General features: G+C 61.0%; 18 protein-coding genes and 1 tRNA gene. 13 read left to right on the top strand and 6 right to left on the bottom strand.

The window, feature by feature from the left end:
• Positions 1-352: 352 nt before the first annotated feature.
• The 8 genes from nifH to GEOBRER4_RS05790 all read left to right on the top strand — a co-directional run bounded on the left by nifH (position 353) and on the right by GEOBRER4_RS05790 (position 9,281).
• Complete coding sequence (gene nifH / locus GEOBRER4_RS05825) at positions 353-1,222, top strand: nitrogenase iron protein (RefSeq protein WP_085813405.1); 870 nt, start codon at positions 353-355, stop codon at positions 1,220-1,222.
• Positions 1,223-1,364: 142 nt separating this feature from the next.
• Positions 1,365-2,810: a nitrogenase molybdenum-iron protein alpha chain gene (nifD, locus tag GEOBRER4_RS05820; RefSeq protein WP_185244610.1), complete on the top strand. Its 1,446-nt coding sequence runs from the start codon at positions 1,365-1,367 to the stop codon at positions 2,808-2,810.
• A gap of 190 nt (positions 2,811-3,000) precedes the next feature.
• Positions 3,001-4,470 (top strand): nitrogenase molybdenum-iron protein subunit beta, encoded by a 1,470-nt coding sequence (nifK, locus tag GEOBRER4_RS05815; protein WP_185244609.1) that lies wholly within the window; start codon positions 3,001-3,003, stop codon positions 4,468-4,470.
• Between the two features lie 127 nt (positions 4,471-4,597).
• Positions 4,598-7,354 carry a bifunctional nitrogenase iron-molybdenum cofactor biosynthesis protein NifEN gene (locus GEOBRER4_RS05810; protein ID WP_185244608.1) on the top strand — a complete coding sequence of 919 codons (2,757 nt, stop codon included), beginning with the start codon at positions 4,598-4,600 and terminating at the stop codon, positions 7,352-7,354.
• 18 nt (positions 7,355-7,372) lie between these two features.
• Entirely contained in the window at positions 7,373-7,762 is a 390-nt protein-coding gene (gene nifX / locus GEOBRER4_RS05805) for a nitrogen fixation protein NifX (protein ID WP_185244607.1), read from the top strand.
• 92 nt (positions 7,763-7,854) lie between these two features.
• Positions 7,855-8,118, top strand: coding sequence for a ferredoxin III, nif-specific (fdxB, locus tag GEOBRER4_RS05800; RefSeq protein WP_185244606.1), 264 nt, complete (start codon positions 7,855-7,857; stop codon positions 8,116-8,118).
• 28 nt (positions 8,119-8,146) lie between these two features.
• Entirely contained in the window at positions 8,147-8,476 is a 330-nt protein-coding gene (locus tag GEOBRER4_RS05795; RefSeq protein WP_185244605.1) for a NifB/NifX family molybdenum-iron cluster-binding protein, read from the top strand.
• A 10-nt stretch (positions 8,477-8,486) separates the two neighbouring features.
• Positions 8,487-9,281, top strand: coding sequence for an NAD(+)--dinitrogen-reductase ADP-D-ribosyltransferase (locus GEOBRER4_RS05790; RefSeq protein ID WP_185244604.1), 795 nt, complete (start codon positions 8,487-8,489; stop codon positions 9,279-9,281).
• A gap of 1 nt (position 9,282) precedes the next feature.
• Here GEOBRER4_RS05790 and draG read toward each other — a convergent pair whose 3' ends face one another.
• Positions 9,283-10,182 carry an ADP-ribosyl-[dinitrogen reductase] hydrolase gene (draG, locus tag GEOBRER4_RS05785; RefSeq protein ID WP_185244603.1) on the bottom strand — a complete coding sequence of 300 codons (900 nt, stop codon included), beginning with the start codon at positions 10,180-10,182 and terminating at the stop codon, positions 9,283-9,285.
• A gap of 366 nt (positions 10,183-10,548) precedes the next feature.
• Between draG and GEOBRER4_RS05780 the strand changes: the two genes are divergently transcribed.
• Positions 10,549-11,427: a radical SAM protein gene (locus tag GEOBRER4_RS05780; protein WP_185244602.1), complete on the top strand. Its 879-nt coding sequence runs from the start codon at positions 10,549-10,551 to the stop codon at positions 11,425-11,427.
• Positions 11,428-11,429: 2 nt separating this feature from the next.
• Entirely contained in the window at positions 11,430-12,230 is an 801-nt protein-coding gene (locus GEOBRER4_RS05775; protein ID WP_185244601.1) for a GNAT family N-acetyltransferase, read from the top strand.
• Between the two features lie 75 nt (positions 12,231-12,305).
• On the opposite strand, the gene GEOBRER4_RS05770 is transcribed toward GEOBRER4_RS05775, so the two are convergent.
• Positions 12,306-12,380: transfer RNA gene (locus GEOBRER4_RS05770), tRNA-Gly, on the bottom strand.
• A 134-nt stretch (positions 12,381-12,514) separates the two neighbouring features.
• On the opposite strand from GEOBRER4_RS05770, the gene GEOBRER4_RS05765 reads away from it, so the two are divergent.
• The 3 genes from GEOBRER4_RS05765 to GEOBRER4_RS05755 are packed head-to-tail and all read left to right on the top strand — an operon-like array spanning position 12,515 to position 13,778.
• The gene (locus GEOBRER4_RS05765) at positions 12,515-13,138 is read left to right on the top strand and encodes a hypothetical protein (RefSeq protein ID WP_185244600.1); all 624 of its coding nucleotides are present in this window, start codon (positions 12,515-12,517) and stop codon (positions 13,136-13,138) included.
• Entirely contained in the window at positions 13,138-13,572 is a 435-nt protein-coding gene (locus GEOBRER4_RS05760; protein ID WP_185244599.1) for an acyl-CoA thioesterase, read from the top strand. Before GEOBRER4_RS05765 ends, GEOBRER4_RS05760 begins: the two co-directional genes overlap by 1 nt.
• Positions 13,569-13,778, top strand: a complete 210-nt coding sequence (locus GEOBRER4_RS05755; protein ID WP_185244598.1) for a hypothetical protein — start codon at positions 13,569-13,571, stop codon at positions 13,776-13,778. Before GEOBRER4_RS05760 ends, GEOBRER4_RS05755 begins: the two co-directional genes overlap by 4 nt.
• A gap of 34 nt (positions 13,779-13,812) precedes the next feature.
• On the opposite strand, the gene gluQRS is transcribed toward GEOBRER4_RS05755, so the two are convergent.
• The 4 genes from gluQRS to GEOBRER4_RS05735 all read right to left on the bottom strand — a co-directional run bounded on the left by gluQRS (position 13,813) and on the right by GEOBRER4_RS05735 (position 16,299).
• Entirely contained in the window at positions 13,813-14,745 is a 933-nt protein-coding gene (gluQRS, locus tag GEOBRER4_RS05750; protein ID WP_185244597.1) for a tRNA glutamyl-Q(34) synthetase GluQRS, read from the bottom strand.
• A 95-nt stretch (positions 14,746-14,840) separates the two neighbouring features.
• A complete protein-coding gene (ppnP, locus tag GEOBRER4_RS05745) occupies positions 14,841-15,152 on the bottom strand; it encodes a pyrimidine/purine nucleoside phosphorylase (protein WP_085813419.1) in 312 nt (103 codons plus the stop codon).
• A gap of 27 nt (positions 15,153-15,179) precedes the next feature.
• Positions 15,180-15,527: a hypothetical protein gene (locus tag GEOBRER4_RS05740; RefSeq protein ID WP_085813420.1), complete on the bottom strand. Its 348-nt coding sequence runs from the start codon at positions 15,525-15,527 to the stop codon at positions 15,180-15,182.
• A 232-nt stretch (positions 15,528-15,759) separates the two neighbouring features.
• Positions 15,760-16,299 carry a PEP-CTERM sorting domain-containing protein gene (locus GEOBRER4_RS05735; protein WP_185244596.1) on the bottom strand — a complete coding sequence of 180 codons (540 nt, stop codon included), beginning with the start codon at positions 16,297-16,299 and terminating at the stop codon, positions 15,760-15,762.
• Positions 16,300-16,408 lie beyond the last annotated feature (109 nt).

The following is a 16,408-nucleotide window of genomic DNA, read 5'->3' as shown; positions in this document are numbered from 1 at the left end:
CGATGATTAAAAGATGGGCAGTTGCCCCCGTATACGAGGCCATAGGGTAGAACCGGAAGAGAACGATAAGGAGTTTCAGCAACTTAGAAGTTGGCACGGTAGCTGCTAAACAGGTAAGACAAAACCGAATAAGAATACATCGACGTATTCGACCAGACGTATCAGGCAAAGGCGCCCCGGAAATCAACGGAGCGCCTTTTTTTATTTGGGGCCCGCAACCACCAACAGCCCTGCACCTCATCTCGATCCGTACGGAGCCCATGCCGGTGACACTCTTCGCCAGGTTGGCCGGCGAAGCGGCGGCGCGACTCCGGCAGTGGGAGGGGGAAGTGGGGCAAAAAGGAGAGAAAAAATGAGACAGATCGCGATCTACGGCAAAGGCGGCATCGGGAAATCGACCACGACCCAGAACACCGTGGCGGGGCTGGCATCGCTGGGGAAGAAGGTGATGATCGTGGGGTGCGACCCCAAGGCGGACTCCACCCGGCTGATGCTCCACGCCAAGGCGCAGACGACGGTAATGGACCTGGTGCGCGAGCTCGGCACGGTCGAGGACCTTGAGCTGGGCGACGTCCTGAAGGTCGGCTACGGCGACGTGAAATGCGTGGAGTCCGGCGGGCCGGAGCCCGGCGTCGGTTGCGCCGGCCGCGGCGTCATCACCGCCATCAACTTCCTGGAGGAAAACGGCGCCTACACCGACGACCTCGACTTCGTCTTCTACGACGTCCTGGGCGACGTCGTCTGCGGCGGGTTCGCCATGCCGATCCGGGAGAACAAGGCCGAGGAGATCTACATCGTCTGTTCCGGCGAGATGATGGCGATGTACGCCGCCAACAACATCGCCAAGGGGATCCTCAAATATGCCACATCCGGCAAGGTCCGCCTCGGCGGGCTGATCTGCAACTCCCGCAACACCGACCGCGAGGCGGACCTGATCGAGGCGCTGGCAGCGAAACTCGGGACCCAGATGATCCACTTCGTCCCCCGCGACAACCAGGTGCAGAGGGCGGAGCTCAGGAGGATGACGGTCATCGAATACTCTCCGGAGCACAAGCAGGCCGACGAGTACCTGGACCTCGCCCGGAAGATTTCCGAGAACAAGAAGCTGGTGGTGCCGACCCCTCTCACCATGGACGAGTTGGAGGAGCTCCTGATGGAGTTCGGCATCATGGAGGCTGACGACGAGTCGGTCGTCGGCGTGGCGGAAGCGGCAGCCAACTAACGCGGCGGGGGAAAGGGGTGCCGCCCCCCTCGGCCCGCCCCCTTCCCCCTGCCGGATACCCCATACGTTACTGAAGGCGATTGCTGTGGTGGGGAAAGCTTGGCCTCCCTTTAGCCGACAGCTTCAGCCAAAGGAGTTTTGCATGTCCAAAGAGATCACGAAAGTTGAAGGGATCACCAAGGAGTCGACCCAGCAGATGATCGACAAAGTCCTTGAGTCATACCCCGAGAAGGGAAGGAAGAAGCGTGCGCCGCACCTGGCGCCCAACGACCAGGCCTCCGGCTGCGCCTGCGTCAAATCGAACAAGAAGACGGTGCCCGGGGTGATGAGCGCCCGCGGCTGCGCCTATGCCGGCGCCAAAGGGGTCGTCTGGGGCCCGATCCGCGACATGGTCCACGTCTCCCACGGGCCGGTCGGGTGCGGCTGGTACTCCTGGGGCACCAGGAGGAACCTGATGAGCGGCATCAACGGCGTCACCAACTTCGCCATGCAGTTCACCTCCGATTTCCAGGAAAAGGACGTGGTCTACGGCGGCGACAAGAAGCTCTCCGTGCTGCTCAGGGAAGCCAAAGAGCTCTTCCCGCTCGCCAAGGGGATCTCGGTCCTCTCCGAATGCCCGGTGGGGCTCATCGGCGACGACATCAACGCCGTAGCCAAGGCCTCCGCCGCGGAGCTGGATCTCCCGATCATCCCCTGCAACTGTGAGGGGTTCCGCGGGGTGTCCCAGTCCCTGGGGCACCACATCTCCAACGACACAATCCGCGACTACATCATCGAGACCCGCGAGTTCCCCGAGCCGGTCGGCCCCTACGACATCGCCCTGATCGGCGAGTACAACATAGGCGGCGACGCCTGGTCCACGAAGCCCCTTCTCGAGGAGTGCGGCTTCAACGTCAAGTCCGTCTGGACCGGCGACGGCGAGATGGAGAAGATCGCCGCCACCCACCAGGTGAAGCTCAACGTGATCCACTGCTACCGCTCCATGAACTACATGTGCAAGGTGATGGAGGAAAAATACGGCATACCCTGGATCGAACTCAACTTCTTCGGCCCGAGCAAGATCAGGGAGAGCCTGAGAAAGCTCGCCGAGCTCTTTGACGACTCCATCAAGGAGAAGGTCGAAGCAGTGATCGCCAAGTACGACGCCCAGATGCAGGCCGTGATCGACGAATACCGCCCGAGGCTGGAAGGGAAGAAGGTGATGCTCTACGTCGGCGGGCTCCGCCCCCGCCACACGATTAACGCCTACGAGGACCTCGGCATGATCTGCGTCGGCTCCGGGTACGAGTTCGCCCACAGCGACGACTACGACCGGACGGCGCCGGAGATGCCGGACGCCACCGTGGTCTACGACGACGCTTCGGAGCTAGAGCTGGAGCAGTTCGCCCACGTTCTCAAGCCGGACCTGGTCGCCTCCGGCATCAAGGAGAAGTACCTGTTCCAGAAGATGGCGATTCCCTTCCGCCAGATGCACAGCTGGGACTACTCCGGCCCCTACCACGGCTACCTGGGGTTCCCGATCTTCGCCAGGGACATCGACATGGCGATCAACAGCCCGACCTGGAACCTGGTACAGGCCCCGTTCTAGCAGCAGCCCCACGATATCTTCCTCCCCCTTATGCGTCCCCTCTCCCCAACGGAGAGCGGGGTGAGAGAAGCTCGCACTTCGTGGCAGTGCCCTACCCCCGCCCTCTTCCAGGGGGCGAGGAAGCAGTCGGCCTGCCTTCAAAACCACCTGGTGGTGTGACGGATGAGTCTCCCACCGAAGGAGATACGCAATGGCTAACAATCTTGGACTAGCAGTCAAACCTGTCACCGAGACCCCCGAGGCGGAGGTGCGGAGGGTTGCGGCCTGGATCAATACCGAGGAGTACAAGGAAAAGAACTTCGCCCGTACCGCGCTCACCATCAACCCCGCGCACGCCTGCCAGCCGCTGGGGGCCGAGCTGGCGGCGCACGGCTTCGAGGGGACCCTTCCCTTCGTGCACGGCTCCCAGGGGTGCGCCTCCTACTACCGCTCCACTTTGAACCGCCACTTCAGGGAGCCGGCGCCGGCGGTCTCCGACGCCATGACCGAGGACGGAGCGGTGTTCGGCGGCCAGAGCAACCTGCACGAGGGGCTGGAAAACGCCTACGCGCTCTACAAGCCGAAGATGATCGCCGTTTTTACCTCCTGCATGCCCGAGATCATCGGCGACGACCTGACCGCTTTCATCAGGAACGCCAAGCAGAAGGAGCTCATCCCCAAGGAGTTCCCCGTCCCCTACGCCAACACCCCGAGCTTCAACGGCTCGCATGTCCACGGCTACGATGCCATGCTCGTCTCCATCCTGCAGACGCTGACCGAGGGGAAACAGGTGGAGGGGCGCTGCACCGGAAAACTCAACCTCATCGCCGGCTTCGACGCCAACACCGGGAACTACCGCGAGTACAAGAGGATCCTTGAGGCTTTCGGCATCCCCTTCACGCTATTGGGTGACATCTCCGATGTCTTCGACTCCCCCAACGACGGCGTCTACCGACCTTATCCTGGCGGCACCAGGCTCGACGACGCCGCCGACTCCATCAACGGGAAGGCCACCGTGGCGCTCGGCACCTATTCCACCAGCAAGACCTTCGCCTGGATCAGGGACAACTTCGCCGGCAAGCACGCGGCCCTGCCGATGCCTTTCGGGATCGCCAAGACCGACGCCCTGCTGATGCAGATCTCGGAGCTCTTCGGAAAGCCGGTCCCGGAGTCCCTCAAGGCCGAGCGCGGCAGGGCGGTCGACCTGATGACCGACGCGCACCAGTACATGCACGGCAAGAAGTTCGCCCTCTACGGCGACCCGGACTACCTCCTGGGGTACGTCTCCTTCCTCCTGGAGATGGGGGCGAGGCCGCACCACATCCTCTGTTCCAAGGGGAGCAAGAAGCTTGAGAAGGAGCTGAACGCCCTTTTGGCCGCATCCCCCTACGGCCAGGGGGGAACGGTCTACATCAACAAGGACCTTTGGCACCTCAGGAGCCTGGTGATGACCGACCCGGTGGACGCGGTGATCGGCGATACCCACGGCAAGTTCCTGGCGCGCGACGCGAAGATCCCGCTGTTCCGTTTCGGCTTCCCGGTCTTCGACCGGGTGAACCTGCACCGGGTGCCGCTTATCGGCTACCAGGGGGTGCTGAACATAGTCTCGACCATCTGCAACCAGTTCATAGACATAGTGGACGAGACCTGCGAGGAAAGGCACTTCGAGATGATGAGATAGACACCCAAACCATTAGCCACGGAGTACACAGAGAACATCGGGGTTCCCCCCAGAGGGTTTTCTCAGAAGTTCTCAGATTTTCTCCGTGGCTAATGGTTTTAGGCCCCGGACTCCAAAGGAGGCTCCAATGGCGAAGCCAGACTGGTACGACACAACCGAATGTGAAACACACGACGCGGGAGCCCCGAAGTTCTGCAAGAAATCGGAGCCGGGCGAGGGAACGGAAAGAAGCTGCGCCTACGACGGGGCGCGAGTGGTGCTGATGCCCATCACCGACGTCATCCACCTGGTCCATGGCCCCATCGCCTGTGCCGGCAACTCCTGGGACAACCGCGGGGCGCGCTCCAGCGGGTCGCAGCTCTACCGGCGCGGCTTCACCACCGAGATGCTGCAAAACGACGTCGTCTTCGGCGGCGAGAAGAAGCTTTACCGGGCCATACAGGAGTTGGCGGCGCGCTACCCGGAGGCGAAAGCGATCTTCGTCTACGCCACCTGCGTCACCTCGATGACCGGGGACGACATCGAAGCGGTCTGCAAGGCGGCCCGCGACAAGGTCCCGATGCCGGTGATCCCGGTGAACACCCCCGGCTTCATCGGCGACAAGAACATCGGGAACAGGCTGGCAGGCGAAACGCTCCTGAAATACGTGATCGGGACCGCGGAGCCGGAATTCACCACGGACTACGACATCAACCTGATCGGCGAGTACAACATCGCTGGGGACCTCTGGGGGATGCTGCCGCTTTTCGAACGGCTCGGCATCAGGGTGCTCTCCTGCATCAGTGGGGACGCCAGATTCGAGGAGCTTCGCTGCGCCCACCGGGCCAAGCTGAACGTCATCATCTGCTCCAAGAGCCTCACTAACCTCGCCAAGAAGATGCAGAAAGACTACGGGATCCCCTATGTCGAGGAATCCTTCTACGGACTGACCGACGTGGCGAAGGCGCTGCGCGACATCGCCCGGGAACTGGACGACGCGGTGAACGGCATGGAGAAGCGGACCATGCAGGACCGGGTGGAGAAGCTCATCGCCGAGAGCGAGGCGTCGTGCCGCAGGGAGCTCGCACCGTACCGGGAGCGGCTGGCCGGGAAGCGGGCGGTCCTTTTCACCGGGGGGGTGAAAACCTGGTCCATGGTGAACGCGCTCTCCGAGCTGGGGGTGGAGATTCTGGCGGCCGGGACCCAGAACTCGACGCTGGAGGACTTCTATCGGATGAAGGCCCTGATGCACGAGGACGCCTCCATCATCACAGACACCAGCACCGCCGGGCTTCTCTCGGTCATGTACCAAAAGCTGCCGGACCTGATCGTGGCGGGGGGAAAGACGAAGTTCCTCGCCCTGAAGACCAAGACCCCTTTCCTCGACATAAACCACGGGCGCTCCCACCCCTATGCCGGATACCAGGGGATGGTCACTTTCGCGAAGCAGCTCGACCTGACCGTGAACAACCCGATCTGGCCGCTTTTAAACGGGAAGGCGCCCTGGGAGAAGGAGCAGGACGAACTCGAGGTCGATCTGCTGGAGACCTCCGGACACGCGGAGCGGATTGCCGCCGAGGAGATGAGGTCGTCGCGCGTCAAGGTGCCGGCGAAAAACGCCACGGTGAACCCGCAGAAGAACTCGCCGGCATTGGGCGCCACGCTCGCCTACCTCGGCATCGACGGGATGCTCAGCCTGCTGCACGGGGCGCAGGGGTGCTCCACCTTCATCAGGCTGCAGCTCTCCCGTCATTTCAAGGAGTCGATCGCTCTGAACTCGACCAGCATGAGCGAGGAGGCCGCCATCTTCGGCGGCTGGGAGAACCTGAAGCTCGGTCTCGACAGGGTGATGGAGAAATTCAAGCCGGCCGTGGTGGGGGTGATGACCTCGGGCCTCACCGAGACCATGGGGGACGACGTGCGAAGCGCCATCGTCCACTTCCGCGAGGCGCATCCCGAGCACGACGCGATACCCGTCATCCACGCCTCGACGCCGGATTACTGCGGCTCGATGCAGGAGGGTTACGCCGCTGCCGTCGAGGCGATCGTGGCTACCCTCCCGGAGGGGGGGGAGACCGTCAAGGGACAGGTCAATCTCCTGCCGGGATGCCACTACACTCCGGCCGAGGTGGAGGAAATTGCAGAGATCTGCAGCGCGTTCGGTCTCGACCCGGTGGTGATCCCGGACATCTCCAACGCCCTGGACGGGCATATCGACCCGACCGTTTCCCCCCTCTCGCTGGGGGGGGTGACCGTGGAGCGGATCCGGTCCGCCGGGCGAAGCGAGGCCACCCTCTACTTCGGCGATTCCCTCGCCGACGCGGCGCTGACCCTCAATACGCGGTTCGGCATACCCTGCTACGGCTTCACCTCCGTCACCGGGATTGCCGAGAGCGACCTGTTGATGACAACCCTCTCTGCGCTCTCCGGGCGCCCCGTACCCGAAAGATTCCGCCGCTGGAGGAGCCGCCTGATGGACGCCATGGTCGACAGCCATTACCAGTTCGGCCTGAAGAAGGTCGCCCTGGCGCTTGAGTCTGACCACCTCAAGGGGATGACCGTCTTCCTCGCCGGTCTCGGCTGCGAGATCCAGGTCGCCATAGCCGCCACGAGGACGCGGGGGCTGGACCGGCTCCCGGTGCAGGATCTTGTCGTCGGCGACCTGGAGGATCTGGAGCAAAAGGCTGCCGGAGCCGATCTGCTGGTGGCCAACTCCAACGGGAGGCAGACAGCCAAGAAGCTCGGCATCGACGCCCATCTCAGGACAGGGATGCCGGTCTTCGACCGGCTCGGCGCTCATCACAAGATGTGGGTGGGTTACCAGGGGACCCTGAACCTGGTCTTCGAGGTGGCCAACATCTTTCAAGCCAACGCCAAGGAAGCACAGAAGCTCTCGCACAACTAGGCATTAAAAGGAGCCCATATGAAAATCGCTTTTACATCGCAAACAGGTGAGATGGTAGATCTGCATTTTGGCCAGACGGAATCGTTTCAGGTCTGGGAAGTGGGGCCGGACCAGGCCAGTTACCTGGAGACCCTCACGGTCCGTGAGGCAGGAGGAGATGAGGAGGATCGGATCGCGGCTCGCGCCGACCTGCTGTCGGAGTGCGCGGTGGTCTACACCATGCAGATCGGAGGGCCGGCAGCCGCCAAGCTGATCGCGCGGCGCATTCACCCCTTGAAGACCAACGTCGAGGTGAGTCTCAGAGATTCGGTCGAGCGACTCCAGGAGGTGTTGCGGGGGAACCCTCCCCCCTGGCTGAGGAAAGCGATGAACAAGGATACGGTCGGGTCATTTCTCGACGAGGATTGAGCGGAGCGCCCGGCCCTCTTCCTCTGGGAGAGGGCGAGGGTGAGGGTGAGGGAAAGCTTCTAAATTAAATAAGTACGAAGGGAGAAAGAAACATGGCTTACATCACCGGTTTGACCAAAGACAAGAAAGAGTGGACCCCGCAGTTCATCGTATCCATCGACGCAGAGACCTGCATCGGCTGCGGCCGCTGCTTCAAAGTTTGCGCCCACGACGTTTTGACCTTCGAGGAAGTGGACGAGGACGATTCGGCCAAGATGTTCATGACGGTATCCAATTCCGGCAACTGCATCGGCTGTCAGGCGTGCGGCAGGACCTGCTCCAAGAAGTGCTTCACCTTCCAACCGGTTAGCGCCTGACAAGAGCCGCTAACAATCCGGAGGTCTTATGCTAATTGCCGTAGCTTCCAAAGACGGTATCGAGATAAACCAGCACTTCGGCCACGCCGAGCGCTTCCTGATCTATGAGGTGGAGGATGTTCAGGTCCGCCTGGTGGAGCAAAAGGCGGTTGAGAAGTACTGCCGATTAGATCCCGATCATCCACTGCGCGGCGACACGCTCAAGGAAACCGCAGACGCTCTGAAGGGGTGCCGGGCCCTCGTCTGCGCCATGATGGGTGAAGCGCCGAAGCTTGAGCTGGAGAGGCTCGGCATGGAGACCTTCGTGGTTGAGGGGAAGATCTGCGATATCCTGCCCGATCTGGCCAAGGTGCTGTAGGCGAGGGCCCATGGAGAACTCCTTCAATCACTGCAACCTTCCCCCATGGGTCATCGCCTCCCGCCATTTCAACGACAACCCGCACCACTTGGAGATCCAGGGGGTGCGCGCCGCCAACCGCTTCTTCTTCGAAAAGCTCGAATCCGTAAGCTCGCCCGAGGAGCGCGCCGCCATCTTCAACGATTACATGTCGGTCAAGTTCCAGCTGCATCAGTGGCAGAACCAAGTCACGCCGACGGCGCGCAAGAGCCTGAAGAACAGTTATCTCCGCTTCCTGCGCGGCTGGATGATGGACTCGAATTCGGTGGAGGGGGCCGTTTTAAAAGGGTGGGTGGAGAGCCGGATGGGGCTTGCTCCCACCTTCCACAACGTGCGCATCGGGGGGATCCATGACGAAGAGTACCTCAGGTACGCCATGGACCGTACCAAGGGGAGCGCGCGCACCTCTGCCATCAACTCCCAGTTGGACCTCCTCTACGAGTACTGCCAGTACGAGCTCGCGAAAAGGTACCCGGACCGCAAGCACCTGACGCTCTACCGCGGGACTTTCGAGCGGAGCGAGCACGACGCCTTGGAGGTCCTTTCCAAGCGGGAGGAACTGGTGCGCCTCAACAACCTGAATTCCTTGACCACCGACGAAGAGCGCGCCTGGGAGTTCGGGTACATCGTCTGGGAGGTGCGGGTTCCCCTGGCGAAGATCTTCTTCTTCAGCGAGTTGCTGCCGAACTCGATCCTCAAAGGAGAAGGGGAATGCCTGGTAATTGGAGGCGAGTACCGCGTGAAACGCCTGATGTGCACCGTCTGATTTATTTGTTGAAGGGCGACAGCAAAACCAGCTCTTCCGACAGGTCGGCTATCTCGGAGACGACTTTGTTGTCCAGCCTCTTGAGCCACCTTGCCGGTATGCTCTCCTCGCCGAAGTAGGCCCCCGCCAGCGCTCCGGCAATGGCTCCGGTCGTGTCGGCGTCCCCTCCCTGGTTAACCGTCTCCACCAGGCACCGCTCGAAAGAACGCGCCCTGAAGAAGCAGTGAAAGACAGTCTGCATGGTGTCGACCACGTATCCGGTGGCGAGCCCTTTGTAAGGGTCGAAGCTGAAGGTCGGGTGCTTTTGCACCAGTTCGGCAGCCTCGCGCCGCATCCGGTGCAATGAGCGCCCGGTGAGCGCCAAGTGCAGGAGCCTTCCAAAGCAGATGGAGGCGGCATCGGATAGCGGGTGGTTGTGCGTCAGGTGGGCTTGCTGCAGGGTGCAATGCTCCAGCAGGGCCTGATCCCCCAAGGTGAAGAGGGCCACGGGAACCATCCGCATGGCGGCACCGTTGCCTCCGTCCCATTCGTTCAATGGGGTCTCCAGTGTCCCTTTGAGCAGGTAATTCCTGATGCCACGGGAACAGGTGCTTCCCACGTCGACAGGCTTCGACTTAAGCCAGGCCGCCAGGTTGTCAGCGATACAGGTGAGCGACCAGGCACCGGCTGCGGCCAGCGCCCGTCCTATGCAGAGCGACATCTCGGTGTCGTCCGTCACCTGCCCCGGCTTCAGCCTCAGCCAACCTCCGCCGACCATCTCCTTCAGCACGCCGAACTTCTGCTCGATCTCCATGCGGGTCAGGAACTCCGCGGGGGCGCCGAGCGCGTCGCCGACTGCCAGCCCGAGAAAGGCGCCCCTTGCGCGTGATATGACTTCGTCTTTTGTCGGGATATTGTGCATGGCCGACGGGATGCAAGATGCAATCCTTCCACGACTTCATCTGAAACAGGCGCTTTATCTCGAGGCTTCATCCACAGACACCCTTCGGTGCACAAAAAATAGACTGATACTCAGAATGCGATGCAGCTGAACGAGCCCCAACCTCCTCAGGAAAGGGAAAACCTGCCGTTTTCGCAGCGATCGGCGCGGCGCGCCATGCTGGCACGCAAAGTGCTGATGGGACCACTGTAGATACAAAGGAGTATCTGAGAAAAGGCAATGGAGCCCGGCCGAGACGAAAGAGATTTCGCGGCCGGGCTTTTTGTTTCTGGACCAGCTCAAATCTTTGAAGGCCCGCAGAATCACAACAGGAACAGGAGGTCAATCATGGCTAAACGGTGCGGCAGCATGTCGAACATCCAAGGGCACCCATGCTTCGGCGGGAATCATCACAAAAACGGCAGGATGCACCTCGCCGTGGCGCCCAGGTGCAACATCAAATGCGGCTACTGCAACAGGCGCCATGACTGCGCCAACGAATCCCGTCCCGGCGTCACCAGCAGGCTCCTCACCCCCGGCGAGGCGGCCGCCAAGGTGCGCGAGGTGATGGCGAGTCCGGCAATCGGCCCCCTCATCAAGGTAGTCGGCATCGCGGGCCCCGGCGACCCGCTCCACAACGAGGAGACCTTCGAGACTTTCCGGCTGATCGGGGAAGAGTTCCCGCACCTGATCAAGTGCCTGAGCACCAACGGGCTGCTCCTTCCGGAGCGGATGTCGCTTCTGGAGGAGATCGGGCTGCACAGCCTTACCGTGACGCTCAACGCGCTCGATCCCAGGGTGGGAAAAAGGATCTATTCCCACGTCTGCCACGACGGCGCCATCCACCGGGGGGAGGCGGGCGCGGCCCTGCTGATCGCGAACCAGCTCGATGGGATCCGCCAGGCGGCGAAGCTCGGTCTCACCATCAAGATCAACACGGTCCTCATCCCCGGGGTGAACGACGACGAGATCCCCGCCATCTCCAGGAAGGTCCGCGAACTGGGCGCGTTCGTGATGAACATCATGCCGCTCATCCCGCAGGCCGACTTCGCCAACCTAGCCCCCCCTACCCCGGAGCGGCTCGACGCCCTGCGCCAAGAGAACGAGAAGACTATCGGCCAGTTCAAGCATTGCAGGCAGTGCCGCTCGGACGCGGTAGGGCTCATCGGGCAGGATCTTCCCGTCGCCCAGCCGACTCAGGAACTACTGTTCACCCAGACGGCCTAGCCGTGGTGACTCCATTTCTCGATACCGATATCCCCCCCTTTCTGTCCATGGCAAAAGAGGAGGGTTGGATCTGCCACCGCTGGGAGTTCGACTTCCTGCTGAAGAATTTTGCGCAGGGGTGCCTGGTCAAGCGAGACGGGAAGAGCGCCCTGGGGTACATCACCTCCGTCCAGTTCGGCAGGAGCGGCTGGATCGGGAACCTCCTGGTGCAACAGGAGTTCCGCAGGAGCGGTATCGGCAGAGAACTGATGCAGGGGGCAATCTCCGCTCTGCTCAAAAGCGGTGTGGAGACGGTCTGGCTCACCGCATCTGAACAGGGGGTGGAGCTCTACCGCAGGCTTGGCTTCGTGCCGACAGACCACATCTGCCGCTGGAGTGGAGAGGGCGCCGGCAAGGGCCTTTTGCAGCCCGGGGTTCCGGATTTCGAGCTTGTAAAAGCGGTGGACCGCGAGGGGTGGGGGGAAAGGCGGGATTCGTTGCTTGTGGCCACCTGCAGCCGCGGGAGCTTATTCTCGAGCTCAGCCGGCTTCATCTGCTGCCAGCCTTGGGAAGACGGAACCCAGATCGGCCCGTGGGGCTGTCTGGTCGCGAGCCAGGCCTGGCCGCTCCTGGACCAGGCGCTCTCAGGCGTGAAGGGGCGGGTGTTCCTGGACGTGCCGGCCTCGAATCTCGCCGCAAGTGCGCTTCTCGGGCAGAGTGGGTTTTTCGTGAAAGGGCGCAGCACCTTGATGCACCTGGGGACCGAGCCGCGCTATCACCCCGGGAAGGTATTTGCCCTGGCCAGCATGGGGAGCATGGGATGAGCTCCATTTAGCTCATTAAGTGACGGGAAAAGAAAAAGGGCCTAGCTGCAGTCAGCTAGGCCCTTGAATTTTTGTTGGAGCGGGAAACGGGATTCGAACCCGCGACTTCAACCTTGGCAAGGTTGCACTCTACCACTGAGTTATTCCCGCTCAATGGAGATCCTGTTTATAGCAAAGACGCCTCTCTCAGTCAACCCATTTTTTTAATGACACGATAAAATTTCACCTTTGCTCCCAAGCCAAATGTCGTATGATATCGTGCATCGTCGGCTATACTCTCCATCATGAGAAAAACCGACAAGCTACGGAGCCTGATAGCCCGCGAGGCCGCGAGACTCATGTACGAGGACGGGGTGAGGGAATACCGCGACGCGAAGAGGAAAGCGGCGAAGCGGTTCGGGCCGGAAAAGGCGCTTTCCCTTGGTTCGCACCTGCCGACAAACGCCGAGATCCACGAGGAACTGGCCAGGCTCATCGCCACCAACGAGGAAGACGTCCTGCCTGAACGGCTGCTGCGGCTCAGGCTGACCGCGCTCTCCTACCTCGACCTCTTCGCCGGCTTCTCACCCTACCTGGTGGGGTCGGTCCTCTCGGGTGCTGTAACCAGCAAAAGCGACATCGACATCCACCTCTTCCCAGATTCCACAGAGGCGGTCGAGAACCTCCTGGAGGAGCGCGGCATCGCATTCCAGACCGAGACGGTACCGGTGAGAAAAGGTGGCATCGTCAAGGATTACACGCACATCTACCTGGAGGACGCGGGGGTGGTGATAGAATGCTCGGTCTACCCCGCAAATGAAAAACGCAACCGCACCGTCAGCAGCATCACCGGAAAACCTATGGAGCGCGCCGGGGCCTCCCGGCTGAAAAAGATCATCGCCGAGTCGCTGGGCGAAGAGGAGCGATAATGGAGAACCGCAAGGCAGAACTGATCGAGACGCTGCTTCCCAAGGACACGAACTCCTACGGCAACATCTTCGGCGGCGTCATCATGAGCATCATGGACAAGACGGCAGGGGTTGCCTGCTGGCGCTACGCCAGGAAAAGGGTAGTGACCGCCTGCGCCCACCGCATCAACTTCCACGCCCCCATAAACGTCGGAGAAGTGGTCTACTCAAGGGCGACCATCATCCATGTCGGACGATCCTCCATGGAGGTCGAACTGGAGGTGGAGGTGGAAAACGTCATCGACGGCTCCAGGCGCCGCGCCGCCAGCGGGCTTTTCACCATGGTGGCTGTCGACGAGAACTGGCACGCCTCACCAGTACCTCAATGGCAGCCGGTGACCGAGGCCGAGATCGAGAAATGGCGGGAAGTTGAGAAGAGGAGAAAGGATGCGTGACCGGTAAGCTGTTTCTGCTGTGCGCGCTCGTCGTGCTGCCAGGATGCGAATCGCTGAACGAGACGCTGGTGCGGCAGATGTTCATCGATCGCGGGGTGAGCCGTGAAGTGAGCGACCAGATCAAGGAGGGGCTCAAGCGGAGAGAGAAGACTCCCCCTGCGGAGCTGCCGAAGCAAGCTGCACCGCCGTTTCTTGACTTGGGCTAGATCATGCGGCTGAGCGGCTTCGTTTCCGAAATGATCAGAGCGGGAAGGGGCCGGGCTTTCGCGGGATCGAGGCGAGGTCCAGGTGAGACACACCCCACTCCAGAACCTCGGCCGGGGGTGCTTTTTCCAGCGCGGCGGGGGGAGACTGTCCCAGGAACCTGAGCGCGCAGGCCAAAAGGTGTCCACCCTCCCGCGCCAGGTCGCGACCGTGCGCCAGGGAAACGGCATGGTCGCGCTTGCTTAGTTTTGCGCCGTCGGGGCCGGTCACGAGCGGCAGGTGCCAATAGCTCGGCGTGGGGTAGTTGAAGAGCCGCTGCAGGTAGATCTGGCGCGGAGTCGAGCTCAAAAGGTCCGCACCTCGCACCACCTGGTTCACCCCGGTGGCCGCGTCATCTATCACTACCGCCAGATGGTAGGCGTAAGGGCCGTCTGCGCGATGGATGACGAAGTCCCCGCAGGACGCCGTCAGATGCTGGCCATAGAGCCCCATGATCCCGTCCTGGAACGAGATCACCTCGTCGTAGACCTTCACCCTGAGCGCCCTCTCCACCTTCTCGGGCGGCAGTCCCTCGCGGCATAGACCGGGATACACCAGCCCGTCCTCATGGGGTGCGGAAGCTATTTGAGCAATCTCGCTCCTGGTACATCCACAGGGATATGCGAGCCGCCGCCGCACCAGTTCCTCGGCGGCTTCCCGGTAATAATCGGTACGCCTGCTTTGGTAGAGAACCTCGCCATCCCACTGAAAACCGAGCGTTTCCAGCGTCGAGAGCATGTCGTCTGCAATGCATGGAACCACCCGCGGGAGGTCCAGGTCCTCCATGCGCAGAAACCACAGCCCGCCCTCTCTTCTTGCCAGGATGTAGCTACCCACAGCAGCAACCAGCGACCCGACATGCAGCGGCCCGGTGGGCGACGGGGCGAAGCGCCCGATTACCTTGGTATTTTCAGTCGAACTGTTTTTCATACGATGAGAACCGTTTCGCCACGGAGAACTTCTGAGGGAATCAGCGGATCGACCGGACTTTCTCAGATTTTCTCCGTGGCAGAGGTTTGCAAGGTTTAGAGGAAGGAGCAGATGTAATCGGAAACGGCGGAGACGTTCACCTTGAAGCTCGCGTTTTCCGGTACTTCGAAGGCCTCTCCGCCCTTGATGGCGACCGGGTCGGGGGAGCCGGGCAGCACTACGGTCATCTCGCCGGAAAGGATCTCCATGAGCTCTGCGGAACCGGTGTTGAAGGTGTATTCACCGGGGAGCATAACACCCAGGGTCTTCCTGGACCCGTCGGGGAAAATAACGGTGCGGCTGGTGACCCTGCCTTCGAAATAGATATTGGCTTCTTTTACCACCGTTACGTTGTTGAACTCGGACACTGCACACCTCCTTGTTTTATCGAATTTCTATTTGTTCCAATCACCGGAGTCCCAGCGCTGCAAAGCGGATTGCGCACGGAACCCCATCAATCCGGGAAGCGCGGAAAGCCGTACCAGCACCTCACGGCAACGCCCCGGCTCGTCCCGCATGGCGTACACCGCAGCCATGCCGGCGATCCGCTCGTCTTCATCGTCCAGCAGCGTGAGAAAAAGGTCCAAGGCCCCTTCGCGCAGCACTGCCGCGTAAAACCTGTTCAGCTCCCCTACCTGCGCGGCGGCAAGCTCTTCCTGCAGGTCTTCCATCGCCTCGGCATGCCTGACCGATGACTTGCGGAACCAGTCGATCAGTTTCGCCACCTTCTCTTCACGCAGCACCTGCTGTCTCCTCGCCTGTCTACCCTCTACGATTTGTGAAGTCTGTAAAATCGGAACAGTAGCAGTTTTTGGGACCCCCATCAAGCCTAAAGCACCCGGAGCTATAACTGAAGGTGCGCACAAATCCAGCCAGGACGATATCGAAGATCCGGAAATAAAAAACCGCGAACTCTCGCTGTCAGATTACCCTCTCATATATCCGATTTTCCGGAACAGAACTCCCCCCTGTGGCTCAGTTATGATGCTTCCACCTGCACAAGGCCAGCGTACCAACTCCTGCGCCGAGCAGGAACACGCTTGAGGGCTCAGGAACCGCGGCTGGCGTTACCGCGGCAAAGTCCGCCTTAGCCGATCCTTCGAAGAGATCTGGAGCCGTAGCCGTCACGAAAAAGGTGAACGTATGCGTCCCGGCAGTCAGCGCCAGGTCGTCGTACTCTCCGTGGAAATAACCGGAACCGTCATGGTAGGTAGAGGTCCAGCCGGTAAGGACATTATCGAGGTAGAAAGCAAATTCGTCCCCCACCGAATAGGCATCGAACGCCGTGATCCGCGGCATGACGCAGTCGCTGCTTGTAGTGATGCTCCAATCTGAGCTCCACCACTCATCCTCGTTGGGCGTGGTGATGAACCCGATCGGTCCAATGCCGCCAAACCAGGCGAACTCCCCGCTCCACCCCAAAGCGGGGTCAATGACCACGGTTGCCTGGCAGGGGACTGATGAAAGAGTCAAAAAGGAAGTGAAGGCGAGTGCAGCAAGAGATTGTCTCAACATGATACACCTCCAAAGGTTACCTGCGGTACTGGATTCTTCCGTTTGAGTTACAGCTTCGCAGCTGAGATTAGTCATCTCCCATAATTAAAAATTTAAGAGTTTGCAATTT

The organism is Citrifermentans bremense (genome assembly GCF_014218275.1).
Taxonomy (GTDB): Bacteria; Desulfobacterota; Desulfuromonadia; order Geobacterales; family Geobacteraceae; genus Geomonas; species Geomonas pelophila.
This window is presented reverse-complemented; position numbering and strand designations above follow the sequence as displayed.

Excerpts from the sequence above, each read along its gene's own strand:
- nifH (WP_085813405.1), top strand. The coding sequence starts at position 353 with ATGAGACAGATCGCGATCTACGGCAAAGGCGGCATCGGGAAATCGACC.
- nifD (WP_185244610.1), top strand. The coding sequence starts at position 1,365 with ATGTCCAAAGAGATCACGAAAGTTGAAGGGATCACCAAGGAGTCGACC.
- nifK (WP_185244609.1), top strand. The coding sequence starts at position 3,001 with ATGGCTAACAATCTTGGACTAGCAGTCAAACCTGTCACCGAGACCCCC.
- GEOBRER4_RS05810 (WP_185244608.1), top strand. The coding sequence starts at position 4,598 with ATGGCGAAGCCAGACTGGTACGACACAACCGAATGTGAAACACACGAC.
- nifX (WP_185244607.1), top strand. The coding sequence starts at position 7,373 with ATGAAAATCGCTTTTACATCGCAAACAGGTGAGATGGTAGATCTGCAT.
- fdxB (WP_185244606.1), top strand. The coding sequence starts at position 7,855 with ATGGCTTACATCACCGGTTTGACCAAAGACAAGAAAGAGTGGACCCCG.
- GEOBRER4_RS05795 (WP_185244605.1), top strand. The coding sequence starts at position 8,147 with ATGCTAATTGCCGTAGCTTCCAAAGACGGTATCGAGATAAACCAGCAC.
- GEOBRER4_RS05790 (WP_185244604.1), top strand. The coding sequence starts at position 8,487 with ATGGAGAACTCCTTCAATCACTGCAACCTTCCCCCATGGGTCATCGCC.
- draG (WP_185244603.1), bottom strand. The coding sequence starts at position 10,182 with ATGCACAATATCCCGACAAAAGACGAAGTCATATCACGCGCAAGGGGC.
- GEOBRER4_RS05780 (WP_185244602.1), top strand. The coding sequence starts at position 10,549 with ATGGCTAAACGGTGCGGCAGCATGTCGAACATCCAAGGGCACCCATGC.
- GEOBRER4_RS05765 (WP_185244600.1), top strand. The coding sequence starts at position 12,515 with ATGAGAAAAACCGACAAGCTACGGAGCCTGATAGCCCGCGAGGCCGCG.
- GEOBRER4_RS05760 (WP_185244599.1), top strand. The coding sequence starts at position 13,138 with ATGGAGAACCGCAAGGCAGAACTGATCGAGACGCTGCTTCCCAAGGAC.
- gluQRS (WP_185244597.1), bottom strand. The coding sequence starts at position 14,745 with ATGAAAAACAGTTCGACTGAAAATACCAAGGTAATCGGGCGCTTCGCC.
- GEOBRER4_RS05735 (WP_185244596.1), bottom strand. The coding sequence starts at position 16,299 with ATGTTGAGACAATCTCTTGCTGCACTCGCCTTCACTTCCTTTTTGACT.